Raw genomic sequence first — 22,052 nt, 5'->3', positions numbered from 1 at the left:
GATCATAGGGGGTGAACAGTACGTATGACGAGCCGCCAACGTAACCGGTCGGGCCAACCATACGACGATCGATAAGGAGCAAGTTGATGAGCACCGATCCCACCGCACGGGTGCGCGAGCTGCTGGACCAGTACGACACCCCGCATGCCAGCGCCGCAGAATTGCTCTGCGATCGGCATCCCGCGGATGGCGTTGCATTCACCGTCGTCGAGGCAGACCTTAACTCGGTGGACCTCACTTACGGTCATCTACGTGAGCAGTCCGCGCGTTTCGCGGCAGCTCTGGCCGACCTCGGAGTCGAGCCGGGTGACAACGTCGCGACGTTGATGGGCAAGTCTGCGGACCTCGTGGTCGCGCTCCTCGGAATCTGGCGCCGCGGCGCGGTCCACGTGCCGTTGTTCACGGCGTTCGCTTCGCCGGCCATCGCCTTCCGCTTGACGGCCAGCGGCGCGAAGGTGGTCATTTCCGACGCCAATCAGCTCGACAAGCTCGCGCCGGGTGAGGACATTCCCGCCGACGCAGCGTGGCAGGTCGTCGTCGCGGGCGGTGCGGCCGGTGACGAGTTGGACTTCGACGCACTTGTCGCAGCTCAGGATGCCGAAGACCCGAAGGGCGCTGCTCAGGCAGTCGGCGGCAACGCACCGATGGTGCAGTTGTTCACCAGTGGCACCACGGGAACACCCAAGGGCGTTCCCGTTCCGGTGCGCGCGCTCGCGTCGTTCCACGCCTACCAGGAGTTCGGCCTCGACGTCCGCGACGACGACGTGTTCTGGAACGCCGCAGACCCGGGCTGGGCGTACGGGCTGTACTACGCCTTGCTCGGCCCGCTTGCCGCCGGCACGCGAAGCATTCTGCTGCACGCCGGCTTCTCCGCGCCTCTGACGTGGCAGATCATCGAGAAGTTCGGTGTCACCAATTTTGCCGCCGCTCCGACCGTGTACCGCAGTCTGCGCGCCGACAAGGCACCCGTTCCGGAAGGCATCTCGCTGCGCCGTGCGTCCTCGGCCGGTGAGCCCCTGACCCCGGATGTTGTTGCGTGGTCCAAGAACTCGTTGGGCGTCGAGGTCCGTGATCATTACGGCCAGACCGAGCACGGCATGTTCATCGTCAACGCCTGGGCCGACGGTCTCCGCGAAGACGTACGCCCGGGATCGATGGGTCGTCCGTTGCCGGGTTGGTCTGCCGCTGTGCTGGAAGACAATTCGGATGACATCGCGCCGGCTCGCACTCAGGGACGCGTTGCGATCGATACGCACAACAGCCCGTTGATGTGGTTTACCGGGTATGTCGATGCGCCGGAGAAGACGAAGCAGCGATTCAGCGAAGACGGTCGCTGGTACATCACCGGTGACGCCGGGATGACGGACGAGGACGGATTCTTCTTCTTCTCCTCGCGCGACGACGACGTCATCATCATGGCGGGCTACCGCATCGGCCCCTTCGACGTCGAGAGCGTGCTGGTCATGCACGAACACGTCATCGAGGCCGCCGTCGTGGGTATGCCCGACGAGTTGCGCGGCGAGGTCCTCGAGGCGTTCGTCGTTCTCCGCGAAGGCGTCGACGGCGACGACGAACTCGAGAAGGAACTGCAAACCCTGGTGAAGAAGAAGTTTGCCGCGCACGCGTACCCGCGCACCGTGCATTTTGTTCCGAACCTGCCCAAGACCCCGAGCGGCAAGGTTCAGCGGTACATCTTGCGGAAGGGATAAACCCCCTGCTGTGCGCCTTTATTAACCGCGGGCGGTTAATAAAGGCGCACAGCAAGGTCAGCGCCGCCGGATTCTGCCGACCACCATGAGGGCGACCAGGGTGACTGCAAGCAGCAGTGTCGTATTTGCTGCGGCGAGAAATACCTGGCCGCGGTCGGTGAGTCCGAAGATGCTGACTGGCAAGGTCTTCCAGGTCGCCGGATAGACCATCACGGTAGCGCCCAGCTCGCCCATCGACAGTGCGATGGAAAGCCCGGCGGCCGCACCCAACGCTGGGAGCAGCAGCGGTAGCGTCACCCGCGTCAGGACCCGCACGGGCCCGGCGCCGAGTGATTCGGCAGCTTGACGGTAGGCGGGATCGAGCCGTTCGAGCGCGGCCGATACGGAACTGAAGGCGAAGGCAAGCACCAAAACCGTGTGAGCGAGAATCACGATCCACTTGGTACCGCCGAGCAGCAGCGGGCGCTCGTTGAAGGTGATCAGCAGCCCCAATCCGATCGCGACCGAGGGAACTGCAATCGGCAGGTGGAACACGGCGTCGGTGATGCGCCGCAGCCACATCGGCGCCTCACGAGCAGCCAGCGCGGCCCAGGTTCCGACGATCAGAGCTAGCGCGCCCGAGATGAACGCAGTCTGCAAGCTGACGGTCAGGCTGGCGAAGTTCTCGTCGGACAGCGCCGTGGAGAAGTTCTTTCCACCGAGATTCGACGGAAGTGGCCCGGTCCACGATCCGGCCAAGGCAGCCGCGACGACGGTGGCGATCGGCGCGACGAAGACAACCGCGACGACGAGGGCGAAGAATCCGAGTACTAGAGCCCTAGAGCTTCGGGTCCACAGCAGCACGGCTGCCTCCCATCAATCTGTTGAACGTGAATCGGTAGAGGCAGTACAAGCCGAGCGAGAGTGCGACTTGAACCGTCGCGATCACTGCCGCTCCCGGCAAGTCGAAGGTGACGATGCCACGGGTGTAGATGAGGACCGGAAGGGTTACGACGTCTTTTGCTCCGGTGAAGAGCACGATGCCGAATTCGTTGAGCGTCATCAGAAGGACGAGTGAACCACCGGCCAGCAGGGCCGGCCACGCTTCCGGCATCACCACCTGTCGCAGAACTCGGACAGGAGACGCGCCGAGACTGGCTGCAACGTCGAGCTGTTCACGCGGAATCTGGGTGAACGCGGCCAGTAGCGGTCGGACGACAAACGGCGTGAAGAAGGTGATCTCGGCCGCGATGACTCCGAACGGCGTGTTGAGGAAATTGAGCGGACCGCTCGCGTCGCCGGTGATGCGCATGATCAACGCGTTGACGGCGCCGGCAGTGCCGTACAGAAACGTGAACGCCAGCGTGATCAGGAACGACGGCAGGGCGAGCACTGTGTCGATCAATCGGCCAACCACCTTGTATCCGGCAAACGGAACGAAGGCAAGCACCAAGGCGAGGAAGGTGCCCAGCACCAGGCAGCCCAGCGTCGACGCCACGGCGATCTGGATGGTCCGCCAGAGTGCGGTTCGGAACAGTTCCGAACCGAGCACGGAGGACCACGTGGACAACCCGGTGCCGCTCTCGGTGCTCAGCGATTCCGTGAGGACACGCGCGGTGGGATAGACAGCAAACACGAGGACAAGAAGCAGTGGCGGTAGCGCCCACCCGATCCGGCGCCACGGGATCGGGTCTTTGTGCTGGGGCACAGCGGTTTCGGGGCGTTCCAAGGTGGTCGTCATGGGTGGCGATCCGCGGGAACCAGAACGCTGCCGTCCGTGGGCAGGACGACGCCCACTTCTGTGTCGACCGGTCGCTCGTCGTGCCCTGGAACATCTGCGTCGACGCGGACGTCGTCGAGACCATGGACAGCCAGTGTCAGACGCGTCGTGGAACCGCGCCAGACGCTCGAGACGATATGTGCCGGGAATGATCCTCGCGCGCCGACGCCGGTTACGCCTACCGCGTGTGGACGAACACACAGGTAGGCGTCCATGTCGGACTCCCATTCGATGTGCCCGATCTCGGGCTGCGGGGCGTGAGCAGTGAACGGCGTGCCACCGATCGAGACCAGTGCGGAGGTGCCGATGACGCGTGTGACGGTGCAGGGCAGCAGGTTGGCACCCCCGAGGAAGGCCGCGGTGAAGCTGGACGGTGGACGCTTCCACAAGGCCTCGGCGGTGTCGATGTCCGCGAGTCTGGCGTTGCGCATCACTGCGATTCGGTCCGCGAGCGCCAGGGCTTCACTCTGATCGTGCGTCACGTAGAGCATGGCGGTGTCAGGTAGTGCTGCGCGCAGCCTCGCCAGCTCGCCGAGCATGCTCTCGCGAAGTTGAGCATCCAGGGCGGCCAACGGTTCGTCGAGGAGGAGTACTCCAGGGCGAATCGCCAATGCTCGGGCAATGGCGATTCGCTGCTGTTGACCGCCGGAAAGTTCACGGGGAAGGCGCTTTCCGTACGCCGACATCCCGACCATGTCGAGGGCTTCGGCTACGCGAGGGCCGATCTCCGACCGCGGCACGCGATGGGCTCGGAGTCCGAAGGCTACGTTTTCGAAAACTCGCATGTGCGGGAAGAGGGCGTACGACTGAACGACGACGCCGATACCGCGCTGTGCGGGAGGCAGATTGGTGATGTCTCGGGTGCCGAGCTTGACGGAACCGGACGTGGGGCGGACAAATCCCGCGAGGGCCTTCAGCGCGGTCGACTTCCCGGATCCACTGGGCCCCAGCAGTGCCACAGTTTCACCCGGTGCCACTCGCAGATTGAAATCGACGAGGGCATGGGTTGCGGTCTTTCCACGGCCGTAGGCGACGTTGACGCGATCGAAAGTGATTGCCGGAGCGGAATGTTCGATCGCTCCGTGAACACCGACGGTCTCGGGGAGCGTCCGCCCCAGTCTGGTTCTTGCCATGATCAGCTCCCGGTGGCTTTCTGGTAAGCGGCGATGTCGGCGTCGAGCGAGCTGAGGACGTCGTTCCAGTTCGGGGTCCAGACGTTGACGCCCTGCAGAACTCCGGAAGGCGTGTTCTTGTCGCTGGATTCACCGGCGTTGCTTCGGACGTCCTCGCGGACCGATACGCCGAGTGCATCGGTGGCGACGGTCTTCTGGGACTCTTCGGAGAGCAGGAACTCCATCAACTTCTTGGCTTGTTCGCTGCTGGGTGCGCTCTTGGCGAGGCCCATCACGTAGGGCAGTGCGATGGTGGTGCGAGTGCCGTCGGCTCCAGCGGGGAAGAAGATGTCGAACTTCGATCCGTCGTCGGCGATGGAGGCGAGGTTCATCTGGACGTCACCGTTGGCGACCAGCAGCTCGCCGTTGCTGACCTTGGGCTGGAGCTTTCCGGTGGAGGACGAGGGTCCGACGTTGTTGGCCTGGAGCTTTCCGAGGTAGTCGAGGGCGCCTTCCTTGCCCATCAGATGCTGGAGCAGCAACAACACCGCGGTACCGTCGCCGGCCTGCCCGGGCGTGGAGTACTGCAACTTGCCCTTGAACTGATCGGTGAGCAGGTCGTCCCAAGATTGTGGGGCGGGTGATGCAGTTGGATTGGCGATGAACGAGAGGTAATTCTCGACGACGGGTACGTACTTGCCGGCGTCGTCCTTCTCGTCGGCAGGAACGGCGGAGGTGTCGATTCCGCTGGGCTCGAGCAGACCTTGAGCGTCGGCCTTCTGGATGAACGGCGGCAGCGTGATGATCACGTCTGCCTGTGGGTTGGACTGCTCCTTCTCGACGCGGGAGACAACCTCGCCGGATCCAGCTTCGACCAGGTTGACGGCGATACCGGTCTGCGCGGTGAAGGCGTCGAATCTTCCCTTGTACCAACCGGACAGACCGTCGGCGCTGTAGACGGTGACGGTCTCGGTATCTGATCCGGCGGCAGTGCCGGTGCCACCGCAGGCGGTGGTGAACGAAAGGACGGACACGGCGAGAGCGGCCGCAGCGATGCTCGGGCGTAGACGCATGACGATTCCTTTTTCGGAGGTGAGATCAGGAGTGGGTGAGGAGTTCGGCGAACTCCGTCACGGACGGGACGATGTGGGTGGCACCGGCTTCGCGAAGTTGCTGTTCGTCGTGAGCGCCGGTCAGAGTGCCGGCAACGATCGATGCGCCGGAGCGAATGCCGCTGAGCACGTCGTTGGACGTGTCACCGAGTACGGCGATCTGGTGGACGTCGTCGATCGAAAGTTTGAGCAGGGCAGTCAGAACCAGGTCCGGGTACGGTCGACCGCGACCGGCCTCGGCGGGGGAGAGGGTGAGATCGGCGAGGGATTCCCAGCCGAGCGCGACGAGGAGTTTGTCCTGCGTCGATCGGCTGAACCCGGTGGTCAAGGCAACTTTGATGCCGGCCTCGCGCAAAGTGGTGATGGCTTTCTCGGCGCCGGGGATCGGCTCGGCCAGGCCCTGGTCGATGAGGGAATCGTAAGTGGTTTCGAAGGCGGCGTTCGCGGCTTGGGCGCGGGATTCGTCCCCGAAGATCGCCCGGAACACGACGATCTTCGACTGGCCCATCGTGTCGAGGACGTATTGGCGAGCGGCGTCGGCTTCGGTGCCTTGGGCAGGCAGTCCGCCGGCTTCGGCAGCGGCGGCGAACGCGCGAAGCACCAGTCCGTCGTCGGCGACGGTGGTGCCGGCCATGTCGAGAACGGCAAGGGTGATGGGAGACATGAGAAGTCTTTCTTGTCGGAAGGATTCAGAGACCGAGCTGGTCGGCGATGTGTTCCGCCAGTGCCGGGCCGAGCGTCATGCCTCGGCCACCGGGACCGGCAACCACCCAGACGTTGTCGGCGGCTTGTGCGCGGTGAACAAGTTGTGAGGGGTCGAGGCACTGGCTGTAGACGCCCGCCCATCGCTTGACGATGGGCGGAAGATCGCGTCCCAGAAGTGTTTCCACGACTCCGGACAGATGGCGATAGGGCGCCTCGTCGACGTCGAAGTCGAAGGGCTCCTCGTATTCGTGGGTGTCGCCGATGGTCAGGCCGCCGTGCAAGCGCTGCACGCACAGGAGCTGCATGCGGTGCTCCTCGGCCGTCGGTTCCTGCGGCTGCACCGTGCGAAGGTGATCGAGGGCAGATCCGGCGAAACCGGGGTAGTAGCGGAAGCTGTCACCGTCCGCGATTGCGGTGGTGAGCTTTTCGCCGAGTGGGGCTGTCTGCATCATCTGCAGGCGCACACGTCGCAACGGGAGATCGCCGGCGAGATCGCGGGCCAATCCGCCGAGTGTTGCTCCGGGGCAGACGATCACGAGATCGGCCTCGAAGTTGCGACCGTGATCGTCACGGATGTGTACGCCGGAGGTGTTCGTCGTGATCTCGCGGGCTTCCGTTCCGGCGTGGAAGGTGTAACGGCCGGTGGATTCGAGGTAAGAACGGATGGCGGGGAGCGCTTGCCGCGACTCGACAGCGGCGTCCAGGGTGCAGTGCAGTCCGCCGAGAAACTTGCCCCGGAGTGCGGGGTTGACGACGCGAACGGCGTCGGGATCGAGAAGTGCGAACCCTCGGTTGTCGGCGTCCGGCCGAGCGAATGCTTCCTGCGCGACCGCGACCTCCTCCTCGGTGCGCATGAGGGTGATGGAGCCGGCCGGGCGGTATCCGACGCCGGGGACACGGGCGGCAAGGTTCGCCCACAGCTCGCGCGAACGCAGCGCGGCTTCCAGTTCGTGGGGAGCTCGCCCGGATACCCAGACCAATCCGAAGTTCCGTACCGTTGCACCGCGGGCTTCGGGCTCGCGTTCGAGATGGATGACATCGTGTCCCCGGCGGATTGCCTCGTCGGCGTGCGCCGTTCCGAGGATTCCTCCGCCCACAATCAAAATTCGCATGTAGAGATAGTGACGTTTGGTCTAGACCAATAGGGGGAATCGAGACGAACTCCAGGTTAACAATTGGTATAGACCGAATTCTTGTACGCTTGCGCCATGAATCAGCAGACGTCCACCGGGCCGGGGACCTCGAGCGTCGTGATCGAACCCGAGTTGAAGTACTACCGGGTGCGCACCGAGATCGAGACCATTCTCAGCGGGCTCGACGAGGGTGATTCCGTCCCGTCGGAGCGAGAACTGGCGGCGCGGTTCACCGTCGCTCGCGAGACGGTTCGTCAAGCGCTTCGTGATCTTCTCGTCGAAGGACGGATCGAGCGGCGGGGTCGGGGCACCGTCGTAGCGAGTCCGAAGTTGGTTCAGCCGCTGTCGATTCGTTCCTATACCGAAGGCGCTCTGAGTGCTGGGCGAGTGCCCAGTCGTAAGGTTGTGACCTTCGAACGAATGTCAGCCGACGACGGTCTCGCGACGGAGTTGGGTATCGAGTTGGGCGACAGCGTGGTTCATCTCGAGCGTGTCCTCTTCGCCGACGGCGAGAAGATCGGGCTCGAATCAACCTTCTTGCCGGACAGCAGGTTCGGTGAGATGCTCGACGCCTTCGACGCGACGACGTCCCTGTACGCGGCCATCCGCTCCATCGGCGTGGTCTTCGCCTCTGCTACCGAACGGATCGAGACGGTGCTCGCGTCACCGCGCGAGGCAACACTCGTCGAGTCCACCACCTCGATGCCGATGCTTCTGTTGCACCGGACGTCCGTCGATCCGGAGGGTGTGCCGATCGAGCGCGTTCGTTCGCTCTACCGTGGTGACCGTATTGCCTTCTTGACGACTCTTCGCGAGTAGGCGCGTTGAGGGGGTCTGCTGTTACCCGGAACGACAGGCACTCCCAGGGCCGTGGAATCTGTTCTGTACTGGACTCCATCAAACGAGAGGACAGTGAACATGGCTGACAAGAAGGTCTGGTTCGTTACCGGCGCAGGCCGGGGCATGGGAGTCGACATTGCGCAGGCGGCTCTTGCTGCCGGGCATGCGGTGGTGGCAACGGGGCGTGATGCGGACCGTGTTTCTGCAGCGATCGGTGAGCATGACGACCTGTTGGTGATTGCCTTGGACATCACCGACGAACAAGCCGCATATGCTGCGGTGGACACGGCAGTTGCACGATTCGGTGGAATCGATGTGCTGGTGAACAACGCCGGAAACTTCTACGCCGGGTTCTTCGAAGTTGTCAGTCCGGCACAACTTCGCGCTCAGATGGAGACCAACTTTTTCGGGCCGATCAATGTGACACGGGCGGTGCTGCCGGTGATGCGTAGGCAACGGAGTGGGCATGTCGTGACTGTCAGTTCGCTTGCGGGCCTGGTTGGTCAGGAGTTTTGCGCAGCCTACGCCGCGTCGAAATTTGCGCTGGAGGGCTGGATGGAATCATTGCGATTCGACGTCGAACCGTACGGAATCGGGACGACGATCGTGGAGCCGGGATTCTTCCGGACCGAGCTGCTTGTCGAGGGTGCGTCGTCGATCTGGCCGGAATTGTCGATAGACGACTACGACGCTCGGACTGGCGAGACCGTCGAAGCGTGGAAGAGTATGAACGGTGCCCAGGGTGGGGATCCGGTGAAACTTGCCGCGGCACTTGTGGCACTTGTCGATTCGCCGCTACCCCCACGTCGTTGGGTCGCCGGCGCCGATGCAGTGTCCGTGGTCGAGCAGAAAGCCCGCCAACTGCTGGAGCAAGTCGAAGCCCACCGTGGTTTGTCTTCGTCGCTTGCCCACGAGGACCTGACGACCTGATCCGAATTCGTCAGGTCAGGGGTGTGAGGTGAACATGTCCAGGAGCCCCTGGGGTGCGTTCTCGCCGAAGCACATGTCCAGTCCATCAGCCGACTGTTGTGCCGACGCGGCGCTACGCGGGAACAGTCGCTCTTCGTAGGCAGCAAGTCCTTGCTGCGTGCTGCTGTGTGACGCGATCGCCTCGCCGAGTTCGGCGCCGTCGAGCATTGCCAGGTTTGCGCCTTCTCCGGCAAACGGCGACATGACGTGCGCTGCGTCCCCGAGCAATGTGACGCCTGGAGTACGGCTCCAACTGTGCCCGATGGGAAGGGCATGGATGGGGCGAGGAGTCAGCGTGCTGTCCGCTTCGACGATCAGTGAACGCAGCGACTCGTCCCAGTCCGAGAAGTGTTCCAGCAGAATCTTCTTCGCGATGTGATCGTCGGAGAAGTCGACACTCGCCGCCCAGTTCTCGGGAACTCGCAGGGCGGCATAGACGTGCAGACTGTTGTCGGTCTCACGGTGGGCAAGGAAGCCTTTGTCGGCGCTGAGCGCGAACATCATTCCGCCACCGATTGTTTCGGCGGCATTCGCGTGTTGGTTGTCGGCGTCGTGAAGGTCGAACTCAACGAAAGATATCCCGGTATAGGCAGGAGTGGCGTTCGAAACCAGAGGGCGAATTTTCGACCACGCGCCGTCGGCGCCGACCAGGAGATCGGTGGTGAAGTGGGTGCCATCGGCGAGGTGGACCTCGTGTCGACCGTCCGGCAACGGATGTGCACTGCGGACCTTGGCTCCCCAGTGGATTGTTTCTTGTGGAAGTGAGCTGAGCAGTAGGTCACGCAGCTGACCTCGGTCGATTTCCGGGCGGTCACCGTCTCCGGTGTCCTGCTCGCTCAGGTGCACGACGGCATTTCGATCGAGGACGCGTGTCTCTTCACCGCCTTGATGAACGAGGGCGCGGAACTCGTCGTACAGGCCGGCGGCACGAAGCGCGATCTGGCCCGAGTCTTCGTGGATGTCGAGCATGCCGCCTTGGGTCCGCGCTGTTGGTCCGGATTCGAGATCGAATACCGCAGAATCGATTCCGTGGAGATGGAGGACTCGGGCGAGGGTGAGGCCGCCGAGGCCGGCACCGATGATTGCGATGGGATAGTGATTCATGGTGGATTCCTAAGAAGTGAGTGGGGTGTTCTCGATGCCCGTGATGAGCGTGCGAAATCCCCAGGACAGACGTGCGGTGGGTTCACCGGCGAGTAGTGCTGTTGCATGGCCTGAGACGAGGGGGTGCGTCTGCGGGTTTGCGTTCCGGATTGCGTCGGTCAACGCGCTCCATTGGGCATCCGAGTCGGCGGAATTGTTCGGCGCCGAGTGTTCGGCAGCTGTGGACGTCGCATACTGCAGCAGCAAGTCCACGCCCCACGCTGCTTGACCCGAAGGGACTTCGCCTTCGTCGAGTAATGCCAGCAGGCGCTCGAGCAGGCGTACGTAGTGAACTCCGCTGGGCCGGGAAACGAGTGCCGACTGGGCGAGACCGGGATGATCGAACAGCACGGCCGTGTAGGAGGTCAAGACCTGTTCGAGGCGGGTTTGCCAAGTGCCGGGAGAATTTTCGGCGAGATCCACGACTCCGAGGAGTTCGTCGAGAACCGCGGCATGTAGCTCGACAGTATTGCGCACGTATACGTACAGCGACGCCGGGCCGGTGTCGAGTTCGAGGGCGAGTCGACGCATCGTCAACTTCTGCAACCCCTCCGACCGCAAGATTTGCACCGCGGTACCGACGATGCCCTCGCGTGTCAGAGCGGGTTTGGCTGGACGATTGCGACGGCTCGACGGACCTGTTGGCTGCGTGGGCATGACTACACCGTACACGAACATGTTCGTAACGAACATGTTCGTCGGGTCACGCACTGAACATCCAGCGCTATACGGAGCTGTATCGAGCGTGGCGGGCTACATGCCCGTGCCGCCGGAAAGCATCGCGATCGTCAGTAGGATGCCGCCGACGATCCCCGCGAGCGGGCTGTCGCTGTTGAGTAACCAGTCGTTCAAGGATCCCATGTCTGCCTCTTCCGGGTTCGATCTGTCGATGGATGAGCCTATCGACTGACCGAACCCGAAATGTCACTTTCGTCCGAATTGTGGATCCGACCCGAGGTGATCAGCCGTAGACGTTGTCGGGGCTGATCAACTTGGTGATCGGTACCATCAACGCGCTGGTCAGATCAGTCTCGCCGTCGATGTCGGTGTTGATGAAGACGACCAGGGTGGTGTCCTTCTCGGGCAAGTAGACCGAGACTGTCTTGTAGCCGGGCAGGCTTCCGTTGTGACCGATCCAGCCACCGCTGTTGAACAATCCGAGTCCGTAGCCGGAGCTGTCGTCCCCTTCGCTCAAGTTCACGGTTTGCAGGCGCTGCTTCTGAGTGTCGTCGGTGAGAAGATCGCCCTTGGCCAGCGCCGGAACCCAGATGCGCATGTCGTCCAAAGACGAGATCATTGCACCCGCGGCGCCGCCCCACGACGGATTCCAATCCGTTGCCGCGGTCACGGATTCGTCGAGCGTTTGGTTGGTGTACCCCTGTGCGTGTGGTGTCGGGAACGCGTTGGTCGTGGGAAAGCTGGTGTGCTCCATCCCGAGTGGTGTCGCGATCTTGGTGTCGATGACGTCCGACAGTTTTGAGCCGGAGACCTTTTCGATCACCATGCCCAGCAGAACAGTGTTGGTGTTCGAGTAGTCGACGGTGGTCCCTGGTCGAAGTCGAAGTGGGAGATCCTTGACGTATCCGACGAGTTCTTCCGGTGTGAAAGGTCGGCGAGGATCCGAAAGATATTCCATCACAAACTGTTCGGACGTCGTGTAGTCCACAAGGCCGCTGCGCATCCCTGCCAGGTGACGCAAACTGATCGCATCACCTTCCATGACGCCGTCGACGTACTGGGAAATCGGATCATCGAGACCGATCTTTCCCTCGTCGACCAATTGCAGCAGGGCGGTCACGGTAAATGTCTTGGTGACGCTACCGATTCGGTGGTAGAAGTCGGTTTCCATCGGTGCTTTCGTTGCAGTATCGGCGACGCCCGCAACCTTCACATAGTTGCCGTTGGGTCCCCAAATGCCCACCATCGCACCGGGAATCCCGGTCGAATTCACCGCCGCGTCGATGATCGAGTCGAGCTGGCCGGTGATGGCAGAGTCCATGACCTTGTCAGTGGTGGATGTGGGATTGTCTGTGGATTTGTCCGTGCTGCAGCTGATTACAGCGCCGGCAACCATGGCGCTGCACAGGCCGACAAGCATGATGCGTCTTGCTCCGGTTTTCATGAGTCGAACTCTGCCTGTCCGAGGGCACTCACACATCGACCCCGGGTACGGCAGACGCAGTCCCCAGGTACCTCCTCAACCGGTACCGGGGGACTACGGAACCCTGGCCTCAACCCTTGACTTGGGTCAGAGCCCGCCGTCGAAGAACGCCGCCAGCGCCGGTGCCGGGTCTGCCGCGGTGCCCATATTTGCTACGCCGACAACGATCAATCCCAGCGTGAACAGTGCAGTGAGAAGGCCTATCGACCCCGACATGAATCTCGTCCGTCGCTCGGATCGTGCCGTTCTCGCGAAGCGTGCCCACACGACCACGGCCACGGCCAGTGATATTGCTGCCGCGATCAGCGCGATCACCGCCATGGCCAAGTGATACCGCGCGAAGTCGCTGATCATCAGTTCGAGGGCGGGACTTTGCTGATTTCCGGTGCCCGTCGACTGAGCGAGCTGTTGGCGGACCTGCCCGACAGTGTCGCCAAGCGCCCCATCCGTCTGGGCCACGGGCAACATCGAGATCAGCGAAGAGAAGGGCGCAACGACACCTTGGACGTTTGCCATTACGAGTACCGACGAGAACAGTGCGAGGAGTGTGACCAGTCCACCGGCCGAGACGAATGCGAGTTTCTTTCCAGCCGTCAGAGGGCCGGCGTTCACGAACGACATCCAGAGCGCGCGGCCGAGTGAGAGCAGGACGGTCAACAGGATTACCGCAATCACTGCCTTGGCCATGTGGTACCGCTGCCAGTAGTCGACAGCGGACTGCAAACCGGGCGTGAAGCTCTCAACGCCCGAGTTCCAATACTCGACGAAATTTGCTCGGACCGTCTCGACGAGCGCCCCCTGGTTTGCATAGCCCTCGCCGGGACGTGTTGTCAGCATGGCCGGGGCGAGAACGAAGGCTGCGGAGAAGACGGCGGCGGCAGCGATCAGCGCGGCGATCTTGCGGCCGGAAGACAGTATCGGCCGAGATGGCCCCGACGCGGTATGCAGCGGAATTCCGCCAGCGTGATGCGCGGTCATCTGGTCACCGTCCACAAAGTCATGTCACCGAGTGTAGAAATCCGCGCTACGGACTTCATCGTTCGAGAGGATGATATTTCCGGCGGTGGCGGCCGCCCGTGGACGCCACCGGCGTCGACATCCCCCTCAGCACTCGACGACATTGACGGCGAGCCCGCCTTCACTGGTTTCCTTGTAGCGCACGGACATGTCGTTTCCGGTTTGTCGCATGGTCTCGATGACGGTATCGAGGCTCACCACATGCGTCCCGTCACCCAGGTATGCGAGCTGTGCTGCGGTGACTGCAGTCGAGGCGGCTACGGCATTTCGCTCGATGCAGGGGATTTGGACCAGGCCACCAACCGGATCGCAGGTCAGCCCCAGATGGTGTTCCATGGCAATCTCAGCTGCATTCTCGATTTGTCGTGGCGATCCACCCATGACGGCACACAGACCTGCCGCCGCCATCGCACAAGCGGCTCCGACCTCGCCTTGACACCCGGCTTCCGCACCCGAGATCGAGGCATTCGCCTTGATGATCGACCCGATTGCCGCCGCGGTGAGTAGAAATGTTCGAACGTCATGCGCGCCGGCGCCCGTCGCACGTATGTGGTGGTAGAGCACCGCCGGCACGATGCCTGCCGCACCGTTCGTCGGAGCCGTTACCACGCGGCCACCTGCTGCATTTTCTTCGTTGACCGCCATGGCGTAGACCGTCAGCCACTCGCGTGAGGATGGTGCGCAGTTACGTTGTTCCAGTTGAATGTTCGCAGACCGCGCGCGTCGGCGAACTCCGAGACGCCCGGGCAATACACCTTCGGTCTGGGTGCCGCGCTCGATGCAGGCGCGCATCGCGGACCAGATCGCGTCGATGCCGGTGAATGCCCGATCCTGGCCGTGTATCGCGATTTCGTCCGACAAGGCCAGTTCGGCGATAGTTCCGGAGCCGCTTTCCGCCAGTAGCTCTTTCGCGGTTCGGTAGCGTGAGTTGATCGAATGCGCGTTTGCTTGCGTCTCCGTTCCGGCGCGCAGTACGAATCCGCCACCGATCGACAGATATGTACGTGTACAGACGATTTCGCGACCCTTGAAGGCGGTCAGGGTCATCGAGTTGGGGTGGCCGTGACGGCGAACGAGCGGCTCGAACACCATGTCCTCGTGCTCGAACACTACGTGTTCGAGCGAGCCACCGACGAGCGTCACCGATCCGCCGTCCGACAGCTCGGCCCAACGCCCGTGAACGTCGCTCGGCTCGCACGTTTCAGGCTCCAACCCACGAAGTCCCGCGATCACCGCGTCGGGAGTGCAGTGGCCTATTCCGGTGGCGGCGAGTGAGCCGTGCAGATTGCAGCGAATCCGGTCGACCGACGCGGTCAAGTCGGCAGCGGCGAGCTCGCCGCCGAAAGCGTGGGCAGCGCGCATCGGACCGACCGTGTGTGAACTGGAGGGTCCGATGCCGATGGAGAAGAATTCGAGAGCGGAAACATAGACTCCGGTGGTGCTCATTCGGCGCTCGTGACGGTGGTCGCTCCTGACTCGCGCTGGGCCGCAAGCGTCAAGAGGGTGGAGCGCGAGTCCCCGCTAGCGGCTCGGATCACAGTGCGCGCCATTGCGATTGCCCCATGCAGAACGGCTTCGTCACCCGCTGCGGAGCGGGCATCAGCGGCAAACTCGATAGTGTGAGGAACTCCGGTGACGCCGCGCAACGCGATCATCGGGTGGATCGAGGGCACCGCCTTCGACACGTTGCCCATGTCAGTCGAGCCGCCGGTCAGGGGAGTTCGGGCGGCCGCGGTGCGGCCCAGGCTCGCGATCTCCTCGTCCCAGATGGTCGCCAGCACGCGATGTTGTACCAGCTCCTCGTACCGAGGTTCGGCGCGTTCGGTCGACCAGGAGCAGTCGCTGGCCACAGCAGCGCCCTCGAAGCATGCGAGCATGCGACGCTTGGCGTCCAACAGCACGTCGAGTTCTGCGGCCCGAACTTCCGCTCGAACCAATGTCGAGGCCGGAATGATGTTTGTCGCTTCGCCGCCGTGCTCGACGTAGGCGTTCAGTCTGACGTCGGACGGAAGTTGTTGACGGAGAAGTCCGATGGCAACCAAGGCGATCGTGGCGGCGTCACCTGCGTTGATTCCCTTGTGTGGCGCAGCGGCCGCGTGCGCGGCTCGTCCGGAGTAGGTCACGTCGAACCGATCGACTGCCTGCGTTCCCGTGACGGTGCAACTGACGTCTTCACCTGCAGCGCCGTGGACCATGATCGACATCGCCGCGCCCTCCCATGCGCCGCGTTCGAGGAGTAGGACTTTCCCGCCGCCGTGTTCCTCGGCCGGCGTACCGAGGAGGACGACGGTCAGGCCGTGCTCTTCCGCGACCTCACCGAGTGCGACGGCTGCTCCGAGTCCGGCGGCGGCGATGACGTTGTGCCCACACGCATGACCGATGTCGGGGAGGGCGTCGTATTCGGCGCAGACGACGACGCGGAAGGGGCCGGAGCCTCGCACCGCTTCGAATGCCGTCTCGAGGCCGTAGGCGGCGCGAGTAACCGTGAAGCCCGCTTCCTGCGCGGCGTCAGCCAAGAGCGCCGACGCACGATGCTCTTCGAATGCCAACTCTGGGTGAGCATGGATCGTGTGGCTGACGTCGATGAGGCGAGATGACCACTTCTCGATCGTGCTCGAAACCGAGTCCGTGGGGGCGAGGGTGTCAGCGATGGACATGGATATTGCTTCCTTTCAAGATCTTTTGTTTCCAGCGTCTTTCGGTGCAGTCCTAATGCCAGAGGCCGAGCGCGAACTCCGCGACGACCACGGAAAGCAGGTACGAGGCGAGGATCGCGACGATTCCGACCGGGACGATCTTCCAGCCGATCGTCTTGAGCAAGGGAAGGTCCTTGCCGAGGCTGAGACCTGCGACAGTCAAGGTGAGGGTGCAGATCGAGAGAAAGTCGACGGTACCGACGGTGGTCGAGACGAAGTCACCGATGGGGGACCACGGCGTGGTCGCCAAGGCGCCGACGGTGATGATGGCGATCATCGCCGCGATCTTGCCGCGGGTCAGGCGGGCCACGCCGACGCCCAGGAGTAACAATCCGGTGAGGATCAGGTATCCGACGATGATCGATCGAGTTACGCCACCCGCTGCGATCGAGGAGACGATGACCCCACCGACGAACAGAATCGGAACGATAGTGGTCAGCGGCACGGTGACACTCGGCGCGACCGCTCGTGGGGCAGTGTCAGCTTTCCGCTCGGTGCTCGTCTTCGAGCGCTTGGTGAGTGCGCCGTAGATTCGATCAGCAAGGGGGAGTGCGACATACATGCCGACATACACGCCGAGGAGGCCGGTGATGATGTTGGATGTGGCTGCCACGGCGAGTACCTGGTCGGCCATCTCGGGGTGCGCCGAAACGACGCTCGCGGCAGCGGCAGCCATCATCGAGCCGGATCCGACCCCAGCACCCATCGCCAACGCGAGGGGGTCGAAGATGTTGAAGGACGTAGCCAGCGACGCAATCAGGCTGATCAGCACGGCACCGAACAGAGTGCCGAAAACGTACATCGACAGGACTCCGCGGTACTGGTCGGAATCGGGGCCGTAGCGTTCACTGACCATCGCGAAGGAGCCCTCGCGGTCGATGGAGAAGGTTGCTCCGACGGTCGCCGGTCCCATCCGAAGGAGTACCGCCAGTGGGAGTGCGAGAGCGATAGTGCCGAACAAGTGCCCCAGTTCCTGCAGTAGCAGGGCAGGGCCCGCCTCGAACAACAGTTGGATGTTCGGGCCGATGGTGAAAGACAGTCTTGCGCAGAGCAAGAGAACAGCCAGCCCCATGATTGCCGAGGCTGCGGCCTGAAGATCGAGGCCGAGAGGTTTCCACTTCTGGCTCGAGACGACACCGCCGGCAATCAGTCCCCACACCATGGGCAGGATCGTGATGGCGGCAGCGCCGACGGGAATCACTGCGGGGCCGATCAGTTGGGCGCCTGCCGCAAGCCCGAGGAGCAGAATCACCACGATCCACAGGCGTGGCGACCTCATGGCGAAAACGACCTTGTGCGTCGCGGTCTGATCGCTGACCGGAGAATCGTCATGCGAGACAGGGAATGCTTCGGTCATGTCGGTGTCTTTCTCGAGGGGGCGAACGAACGCAAGATGTAGCGTTCTCGAGGCTCAGGATTTGGTGGACTATTGATGAGATGAAGTTAGGATTGATGCGTTTCGATCCTGTTTCGGTGCAGCATTCTTGTGAAAGTGAGGTCCTCGGTGCAGGATCAGATGCTCAAGGACGACGATCTTCGGCTGTTGAACGCACTGCAGATCAGGCCGCGAGCGTCGTGGTCCGAGCTTTCACGCGCGATCGGTTCCGACCCGGTCACCCTGACCAGGCGTTGGGAGCGTCTACACTCGCAAGGGATAGCGTGGATCGCTGCCTACCGAGGCGGTCCCATCGTGTCGGCGACTGCGCTCCTCGAGATCGAATGCGCACCGGCGCAGACCCTTGGTGTCGCCGAACAGATCGCGCACGATCCAGAGGTCCTGACAGTCGATCTCACAACCGGCAATCGGGATCTGCTTGTCACGCTCACGTGCACCGACCTCGATCAATTGTCCAGATACGTCCTGGAGCGAACACGATCGCTGCCGATGATCACCGCGATGCGAACACAGATCGTGTCCTCGGCGAACTCCGATGCCCGAAACTGGCGTCTACGTGCTCTCGACGCGGACGAGATCGCCGCGCTCGAGGCGACTCCGCCGGCGAAGATTCGTGGTGTACGCGCCAGCGAAGAGGAACAGTCGCAGCTGTTCGACATCCTTTCCCGCGAACCACGAATTACCGTCTCGGCACTCGCTGCAGCCCTCGGAGTCACGCCGGCACGCGCCGGAGCGTTACTTTCTCACGAGCTGTCGACAGGGCGTCTGGTCGTCCGCACGGAGATAGCTCGGCCCTACTCCGGCTGGCCGGTCTACGCGTGGTACTTCTTACGTCTCGACGGGCGAAAGGAGGCAATTGCTCAGCGCCTTTCCCACCTGCGCGAGGCGAGGCTTGTTGCTTCTACCATCGGCAGCTACGACATCGCGTTGGCGGTGTGGCTGCGCTCGATCGACGACGTGCAGCGTTTGGAAGGTTATCTCGCCGAGCAGTTTCCGGGCGTATCCGTGGTGGACCGGTCGATCGTCCTGCGTACGCCGCATCACCTTCATCGAACGATCGATGTGTCGGGTCGAAGCATGCCGAAGCACGGGTGATCCGCAATGCGTTCGCGGGGCGGGTGCTCTTCCGACTAGTTGGGGATCGTCACGTCGACGATCAAGCCGAAGTGATCGGAACCTTCGATCTCGATCCGCTCGAGAGCTTTCGCCTGTCCGCCCCGCAGAAGTACATGGTCGATGCCGACGATCGCGGGAAATTTTTTGTCCGCCGGGTAGGTGCGAACGATGCCTACTCCCAATTGGTCTGCGGCATCGGAGTAGCCGACGTCGAGGAGGTCACGAAATTGCTTGTGCGTGAATGTCGTATTGAAGTCGCCACTGACGATGACGGTTTCTTGCGCGGAGGCGGCGTCGAGTGTGTTCCGCAAAGTGCTCAGCTCGGCAGTCCACACGTCGGGAGGGGTCACGAACGCCGGTCCGGGGTGTACCGCCAGAAGGGTGAACGGAGTCGAGAAGCCCACTTCGGCAACAAGATTGGTAGGTCCGAAGCCGTTCAATTCCCGAGTTTCCGTCAGCGGATAACGACTGTAAATACCTGCGCCACCCCCGCCGGCCTCGTCCGGTACCAAGTAGTGATGCGGCAGCAGTTGCTCGAGCCCTTGATCTCTCAGAGAGCCTTCGAGTGATGTGGTCAGTTCCTGAACCGTGAGGACATCGACTGCCTTCTCACGCACCGTCGCAGTCAAACTGACGGGGTCTGCCTGCCCGAAGAGAAGGTTCGCTTGCATTACACGCAGAGACGGCCCGTCGATTTCGGAACTGTTTGCTACATACAATGGACTGATCACCGACGCGCCCACCGCTATCAGTACCACCGAAATCGCCAGCAGGATCCAGCGGCGAAAAACCAGGCATATCAGGGACGCTGCGAGTGTGACTGCAAGCAGCATCGGGACAAAGGAGGCCACGGCGATCAACGGGTTGATCGGCTTGGTGGAGTACGACGAGATCAGCGCAATGACACCGACGGCAATCCCACCCACCCCGGCGACCTGAGCGATACGGCGAGCCGGAACATTGTCCGTCGTGAATCCCATACCAAACGGTACCTAATGCAGCTTAGGCTCCCGATTGCCTGGCGTTGTCAGTCGCCGGTTCGGGTGCGGAATGCGTTCACGGCCGCTTCGATGGTCGGGTAGAAGTGCGTCGAATCGAACCTGTCGCCGACCCCGAATCGGATGAGTCGATCCTTGATCGGACCTTTCATCTCCGCGAATGCCAATCGAATTCCTTTGCCCTCCAAAAATGTATCCAGATCGACGAGTTCGTCGACGGCGGTCGTGTCGAGCCCGGTGATCGGCTCGGCGGCAATGACCACCCATTCGACCGGGTCGGGTGCCTTGGCGACGACGGAGCGAACGTACTCGTCGAAGATCTCGCCGTTCGCGAAAAACAGTGGCGCGTCAAACCTCACCAACACCAGGCCGGGGATGCGATGCCCATCTGGATGTCGTTCGACGTCGTGGAATCCGGCGGGTTCGCCGGTCTCGACGAGTTCGGTTCGATGTGGCTGCCATACCTGCGCGATGACCGCTGCGAAGGACAGTCCGATCGCAACAAGGATGCCTTGAAGCACCCCGACGAGGGCGACGCCGAGGAACGCCGCGACGGCGAGGCCGAATTCCACGGTGCTCATGCGCCACATGCGGACCATGCCGCCAACGTCGATCAGTGCACACGCGGCGACGATGACGACGGCGGCCAGTGTTGCATCGGGCAGATATGCCGTGAGTCCGGGAGCGACGAGGACGAACACCAGGACCGCAAGCGCTCCGACAACGCCGGCCAATTGTGTATGTGCCCCACTCTGTTCGGCCACCGGCGTCCGTGATCCGCTCGCAGAGATCGGGAATCCGCCGAAAAGTCCGCCGGCCACGTTCGCGACACCGATCGCCTTCATTTCGGTACTGCCGTTCACGTCCTCGCCGTGTCGGGCGGCGAAGGTGCGCGAGAGAACACCGGTGTCGGCAAAGGCAATCAACGCGATACCGGCCGCCGGCCCGATCAGCTGCCCCACGTCCTGCCAGGTGACTCCGCCGACAGAGGGGAGGGGGAGCCCTTCCGGCAGCGCGCCGACCATTCCGATGTCATCGGTGAGACCGGCGGCAGCGGACAAGACGATGGCCGCGACGACTGCCACCAGCACGCCGGGAACTACAGGTACCCAGAGCCGGAAGGCGACTATGACGACCAGTGAGCCGATGCCGACGACGGCAGCGAGGGTGTCGACATCACCACCGATCAGTGCTTTCCCGATTTCACCGATTTCACCGACGAGGCCGGGCGCGTCGACGGAGAATCCGAGCAGCTTGGGAATCTGACCAACCACGACAACGAGTGCGATCGCATTGAGATACCCGAGACGGATGGGTTTCGAGAGGAGCTCGGTGACGAAGCCCAGACGCAGGAAACCCCCGATCACGAGGATGAGACCCACAAGAATGGCGAGAACTCCGGCAAGTGCAAGCGCGTTCTCCGAATCGCCGACCACTGCCAGCGGTATGACCGCGGCGGCGATGAGCGGTGCCAGTGACGAATCAGGCCCGAGTACAAGAATCTTCGACGGTCCGACTACCGCGTACGCGAGCAACGGCACGATGGTTGCGTACAGACCGGCGTACGCGGGCAATCCGGCGGCCTCCGCGTAGCCCATCCCCGCGGGGATGAGCAGGGCCGTCAGAACGAGTCCTGCCGTGACGTCTGCGCGCAGCCATTCACGGCGATATCCGCGTGCAGTCGCGATCCCCGGTAGCCGACCTAGACTCTCCGTCCACATCATCCGTCGATTATCCCCCCGCAATTGTCAGAAGTCTCGAACTGTGCCCCATCGGTCGGCCTGGCTACGAGAGGTACCTGAATTGTGTTGTTTTCGAACCCTTTCCGAGTCTTGACGCGCTCGGCTGGACGGACGACCATTAATGAATGACTGGCGACGAAGAGTTGCTTCACGTCGAGCGGGTGATCACTCGCCTGATTTCCCGGTATCCGAATGTTCCTCCACCGGAGATCGAAAACAGAGTGCGAACAATTCATCAGCGGTTCGTGGGCTGTCGGATCCGTGACTTCGTGCCTCTCCTTGTCGAAAAGGCTGCCAGACAGGAGATCTCGAATCGGAGAATCGTGATCTCGATTATGGACGAGCGTTCGGCGAACCTGGACTCACTCGAGCTGTAGCCGGAACGGAAGTCGTCGGCGCATACTGAAATGACCTTGGACCAGGGAGTTCTGGCCGAATGCAGAA

20 protein-coding genes are annotated in these 22,052 nt (G+C 62.6%); 5 read left to right on the top strand and 15 right to left on the bottom strand.

The window, feature by feature from the left end:
* The first annotated feature begins 86 nt into the window (after positions 1-86).
* Positions 87-1,709: an AMP-binding protein gene (locus I7X09_RS01775; protein WP_200315284.1), complete on the top strand. Its 1,623-nt coding sequence runs from the start codon at positions 87-89 to the stop codon at positions 1,707-1,709.
* 57 nt (positions 1,710-1,766) lie between these two features.
* Here the strand turns inward: I7X09_RS01775 and I7X09_RS01770 are convergent, their stop codons facing one another.
* Genes I7X09_RS01770 through I7X09_RS01745 form a run of 6 tightly spaced genes read right to left on the bottom strand, consistent with a single transcriptional unit; the run spans position 1,767 to position 7,509 of the window.
* Positions 1,767-2,552, bottom strand: coding sequence for an ABC transporter permease (locus I7X09_RS01770; protein WP_166809655.1), 786 nt, complete (start codon positions 2,550-2,552; stop codon positions 1,767-1,769).
* Positions 2,527-3,429, bottom strand: coding sequence for a 2-aminoethylphosphonate ABC transporter permease subunit (locus I7X09_RS01765; RefSeq protein WP_200315282.1), 903 nt, complete (start codon positions 3,427-3,429; stop codon positions 2,527-2,529). Before I7X09_RS01765 ends, I7X09_RS01770 begins: the two co-directional genes overlap by 26 nt.
* Entirely contained in the window at positions 3,426-4,601 is a 1,176-nt protein-coding gene (locus tag I7X09_RS01760) for an ABC transporter ATP-binding protein (RefSeq protein WP_200315281.1), read from the bottom strand. The genes I7X09_RS01765 and I7X09_RS01760 overlap by 4 nt, the downstream gene beginning before the upstream one ends.
* A 2-nt stretch (positions 4,602-4,603) precedes the next feature.
* Positions 4,604-5,653: a 2-aminoethylphosphonate ABC transporter substrate-binding protein gene (locus tag I7X09_RS01755; RefSeq protein ID WP_200315279.1), complete on the bottom strand. Its 1,050-nt coding sequence runs from the start codon at positions 5,651-5,653 to the stop codon at positions 4,604-4,606.
* A 25-nt stretch (positions 5,654-5,678) separates the two neighbouring features.
* Entirely contained in the window at positions 5,679-6,356 is a 678-nt protein-coding gene (locus I7X09_RS01750; RefSeq protein ID WP_124566288.1) for a phosphonatase-like hydrolase, read from the bottom strand.
* 25 nt (positions 6,357-6,381) lie between these two features.
* Entirely contained in the window at positions 6,382-7,509 is a 1,128-nt protein-coding gene (locus I7X09_RS01745; RefSeq protein ID WP_200315277.1) for a TIGR03364 family FAD-dependent oxidoreductase, read from the bottom strand.
* A gap of 96 nt (positions 7,510-7,605) precedes the next feature.
* Between I7X09_RS01745 and I7X09_RS01740 the strand changes: the two genes are divergently transcribed.
* Both I7X09_RS01740 and I7X09_RS01735 read left to right on the top strand, forming a co-directional pair.
* Positions 7,606-8,349, top strand: a complete 744-nt coding sequence (locus I7X09_RS01740) for a GntR family transcriptional regulator (RefSeq protein WP_095970707.1) — start codon at positions 7,606-7,608, stop codon at positions 8,347-8,349.
* 99 nt (positions 8,350-8,448) lie between these two features.
* A complete protein-coding gene (locus tag I7X09_RS01735) occupies positions 8,449-9,300 on the top strand; it encodes an SDR family oxidoreductase (protein ID WP_200315275.1) in 852 nt (283 codons plus the stop codon).
* Positions 9,301-9,315: 15 nt separating this feature from the next.
* Here I7X09_RS01735 and I7X09_RS01730 read toward each other — a convergent pair whose 3' ends face one another.
* From I7X09_RS01730 to I7X09_RS01700, 7 genes are all read right to left on the bottom strand, one after another.
* Positions 9,316-10,443, bottom strand: a complete 1,128-nt coding sequence (locus I7X09_RS01730) for an FAD-dependent oxidoreductase (RefSeq protein ID WP_200315273.1) — start codon at positions 10,441-10,443, stop codon at positions 9,316-9,318.
* Positions 10,444-10,452: 9 nt separating this feature from the next.
* A complete protein-coding gene (locus I7X09_RS01725; protein WP_200315271.1) occupies positions 10,453-11,139 on the bottom strand; it encodes a TetR/AcrR family transcriptional regulator C-terminal domain-containing protein in 687 nt (228 codons plus the stop codon).
* A 304-nt stretch (positions 11,140-11,443) separates the two neighbouring features.
* A complete protein-coding gene (locus I7X09_RS01720) occupies positions 11,444-12,604 on the bottom strand; it encodes a serine hydrolase domain-containing protein (protein ID WP_200315269.1) in 1,161 nt (386 codons plus the stop codon).
* A 126-nt stretch (positions 12,605-12,730) separates the two neighbouring features.
* Positions 12,731-13,621: a hypothetical protein gene (locus tag I7X09_RS01715; protein ID WP_234036774.1), complete on the bottom strand. Its 891-nt coding sequence runs from the start codon at positions 13,619-13,621 to the stop codon at positions 12,731-12,733.
* Positions 13,622-13,747: 126 nt separating this feature from the next.
* Positions 13,748-15,106 carry an L-serine ammonia-lyase gene (locus I7X09_RS01710; RefSeq protein ID WP_200315265.1) on the bottom strand — a complete coding sequence of 453 codons (1,359 nt, stop codon included), beginning with the start codon at positions 15,104-15,106 and terminating at the stop codon, positions 13,748-13,750.
* A complete protein-coding gene (locus tag I7X09_RS01705) occupies positions 15,103-16,317 on the bottom strand; it encodes an amidohydrolase (RefSeq protein WP_166809643.1) in 1,215 nt (404 codons plus the stop codon). The genes I7X09_RS01710 and I7X09_RS01705 overlap by 4 nt, the downstream gene beginning before the upstream one ends.
* 52 nt (positions 16,318-16,369) lie before the next feature.
* The gene (locus I7X09_RS01700) at positions 16,370-17,713 is read right to left on the bottom strand and encodes a DUF3100 domain-containing protein (RefSeq protein WP_200315263.1); all 1,344 of its coding nucleotides are present in this window, start codon (positions 17,711-17,713) and stop codon (positions 16,370-16,372) included.
* Between the two features lie 135 nt (positions 17,714-17,848).
* On the opposite strand from I7X09_RS01700, the gene I7X09_RS01695 reads away from it, so the two are divergent.
* Positions 17,849-18,847, top strand: a complete 999-nt coding sequence (locus I7X09_RS01695; RefSeq protein WP_234036773.1) for an Lrp/AsnC family transcriptional regulator — start codon at positions 17,849-17,851, stop codon at positions 18,845-18,847.
* A 35-nt stretch (positions 18,848-18,882) separates the two neighbouring features.
* On the opposite strand, the gene I7X09_RS01690 is transcribed toward I7X09_RS01695, so the two are convergent.
* On the bottom strand, positions 18,883-19,848 hold the full coding sequence (locus I7X09_RS01690; RefSeq protein ID WP_200315261.1) for an endonuclease/exonuclease/phosphatase family protein: 966 nt from the start codon (positions 19,846-19,848) through the stop codon (positions 18,883-18,885).
* A 47-nt stretch (positions 19,849-19,895) separates the two neighbouring features.
* Positions 19,896-21,590 carry a SulP family inorganic anion transporter gene (locus I7X09_RS01685; protein ID WP_200315259.1) on the bottom strand — a complete coding sequence of 565 codons (1,695 nt, stop codon included), beginning with the start codon at positions 21,588-21,590 and terminating at the stop codon, positions 19,896-19,898.
* A 143-nt stretch (positions 21,591-21,733) separates the two neighbouring features.
* Here I7X09_RS01685 and I7X09_RS29330 point away from each other — a divergent pair, with 143 nt between their 5' ends.
* Positions 21,734-21,985 carry a three-helix bundle dimerization domain-containing protein gene (locus I7X09_RS29330; protein ID WP_124566276.1) on the top strand — a complete coding sequence of 84 codons (252 nt, stop codon included), beginning with the start codon at positions 21,734-21,736 and terminating at the stop codon, positions 21,983-21,985.
* The last annotated feature ends 67 nt before the right edge of the window (positions 21,986-22,052 follow it).

Source organism: Rhodococcus sp. P-2 (genome assembly GCF_016598535.1).
GTDB classification, from domain to species: Bacteria; Actinomycetota; Actinomycetes; order Mycobacteriales; family Mycobacteriaceae; genus Rhodococcus_F; species Rhodococcus_F baikonurensis.
Note: the sequence above shows the minus strand (reverse complement) of the source record. Positions and strands in the feature narration are given on the sequence as shown.

Bases quoted from the DNA above. Each gene is read 5' to 3' on its own strand.
- I7X09_RS01775 (WP_200315284.1), top strand. From the start codon at position 87: ATGAGCACCGATCCCACCGCACGGGTGCGCGAGCTGCTGGACCAGTAC.
- I7X09_RS01765 (WP_200315282.1), bottom strand. From the start codon at position 3,429: ATGACGACCACCTTGGAACGCCCCGAAACCGCTGTGCCCCAGCACAAA.
- I7X09_RS01760 (WP_200315281.1), bottom strand. From the start codon at position 4,601: ATGGCAAGAACCAGACTGGGGCGGACGCTCCCCGAGACCGTCGGTGTT.
- I7X09_RS01755 (WP_200315279.1), bottom strand. From the start codon at position 5,653: ATGCGTCTACGCCCGAGCATCGCTGCGGCCGCTCTCGCCGTGTCCGTC.
- I7X09_RS01750 (WP_124566288.1), bottom strand. From the start codon at position 6,356: ATGTCTCCCATCACCCTTGCCGTTCTCGACATGGCCGGCACCACCGTC.
- I7X09_RS01745 (WP_200315277.1), bottom strand. From the start codon at position 7,509: ATGCGAATTTTGATTGTGGGCGGAGGAATCCTCGGAACGGCGCACGCC.
- I7X09_RS01740 (WP_095970707.1), top strand. From the start codon at position 7,606: ATGAATCAGCAGACGTCCACCGGGCCGGGGACCTCGAGCGTCGTGATC.
- I7X09_RS01735 (WP_200315275.1), top strand. From the start codon at position 8,449: ATGGCTGACAAGAAGGTCTGGTTCGTTACCGGCGCAGGCCGGGGCATG.
- I7X09_RS01730 (WP_200315273.1), bottom strand. From the start codon at position 10,443: ATGAATCACTATCCCATCGCAATCATCGGTGCCGGCCTCGGCGGCCTC.
- I7X09_RS01725 (WP_200315271.1), bottom strand. From the start codon at position 11,139: ATGCCCACGCAGCCAACAGGTCCGTCGAGCCGTCGCAATCGTCCAGCC.
- I7X09_RS01720 (WP_200315269.1), bottom strand. From the start codon at position 12,604: ATGAAAACCGGAGCAAGACGCATCATGCTTGTCGGCCTGTGCAGCGCC.
- I7X09_RS01715 (WP_234036774.1), bottom strand. From the start codon at position 13,621: ATGACCGCGCATCACGCTGGCGGAATTCCGCTGCATACCGCGTCGGGG.
- I7X09_RS01710 (WP_200315265.1), bottom strand. From the start codon at position 15,106: ATGAGCACCACCGGAGTCTATGTTTCCGCTCTCGAATTCTTCTCCATC.
- I7X09_RS01705 (WP_166809643.1), bottom strand. From the start codon at position 16,317: ATGTCCATCGCTGACACCCTCGCCCCCACGGACTCGGTTTCGAGCACG.
- I7X09_RS01700 (WP_200315263.1), bottom strand. From the start codon at position 17,713: ATGACCGAAGCATTCCCTGTCTCGCATGACGATTCTCCGGTCAGCGAT.
- I7X09_RS01690 (WP_200315261.1), bottom strand. From the start codon at position 19,848: ATGGGATTCACGACGGACAATGTTCCGGCTCGCCGTATCGCTCAGGTC.
- I7X09_RS01685 (WP_200315259.1), bottom strand. From the start codon at position 21,590: ATGATGTGGACGGAGAGTCTAGGTCGGCTACCGGGGATCGCGACTGCA.
- I7X09_RS29330 (WP_124566276.1), top strand. From the start codon at position 21,734: ATGACTGGCGACGAAGAGTTGCTTCACGTCGAGCGGGTGATCACTCGC.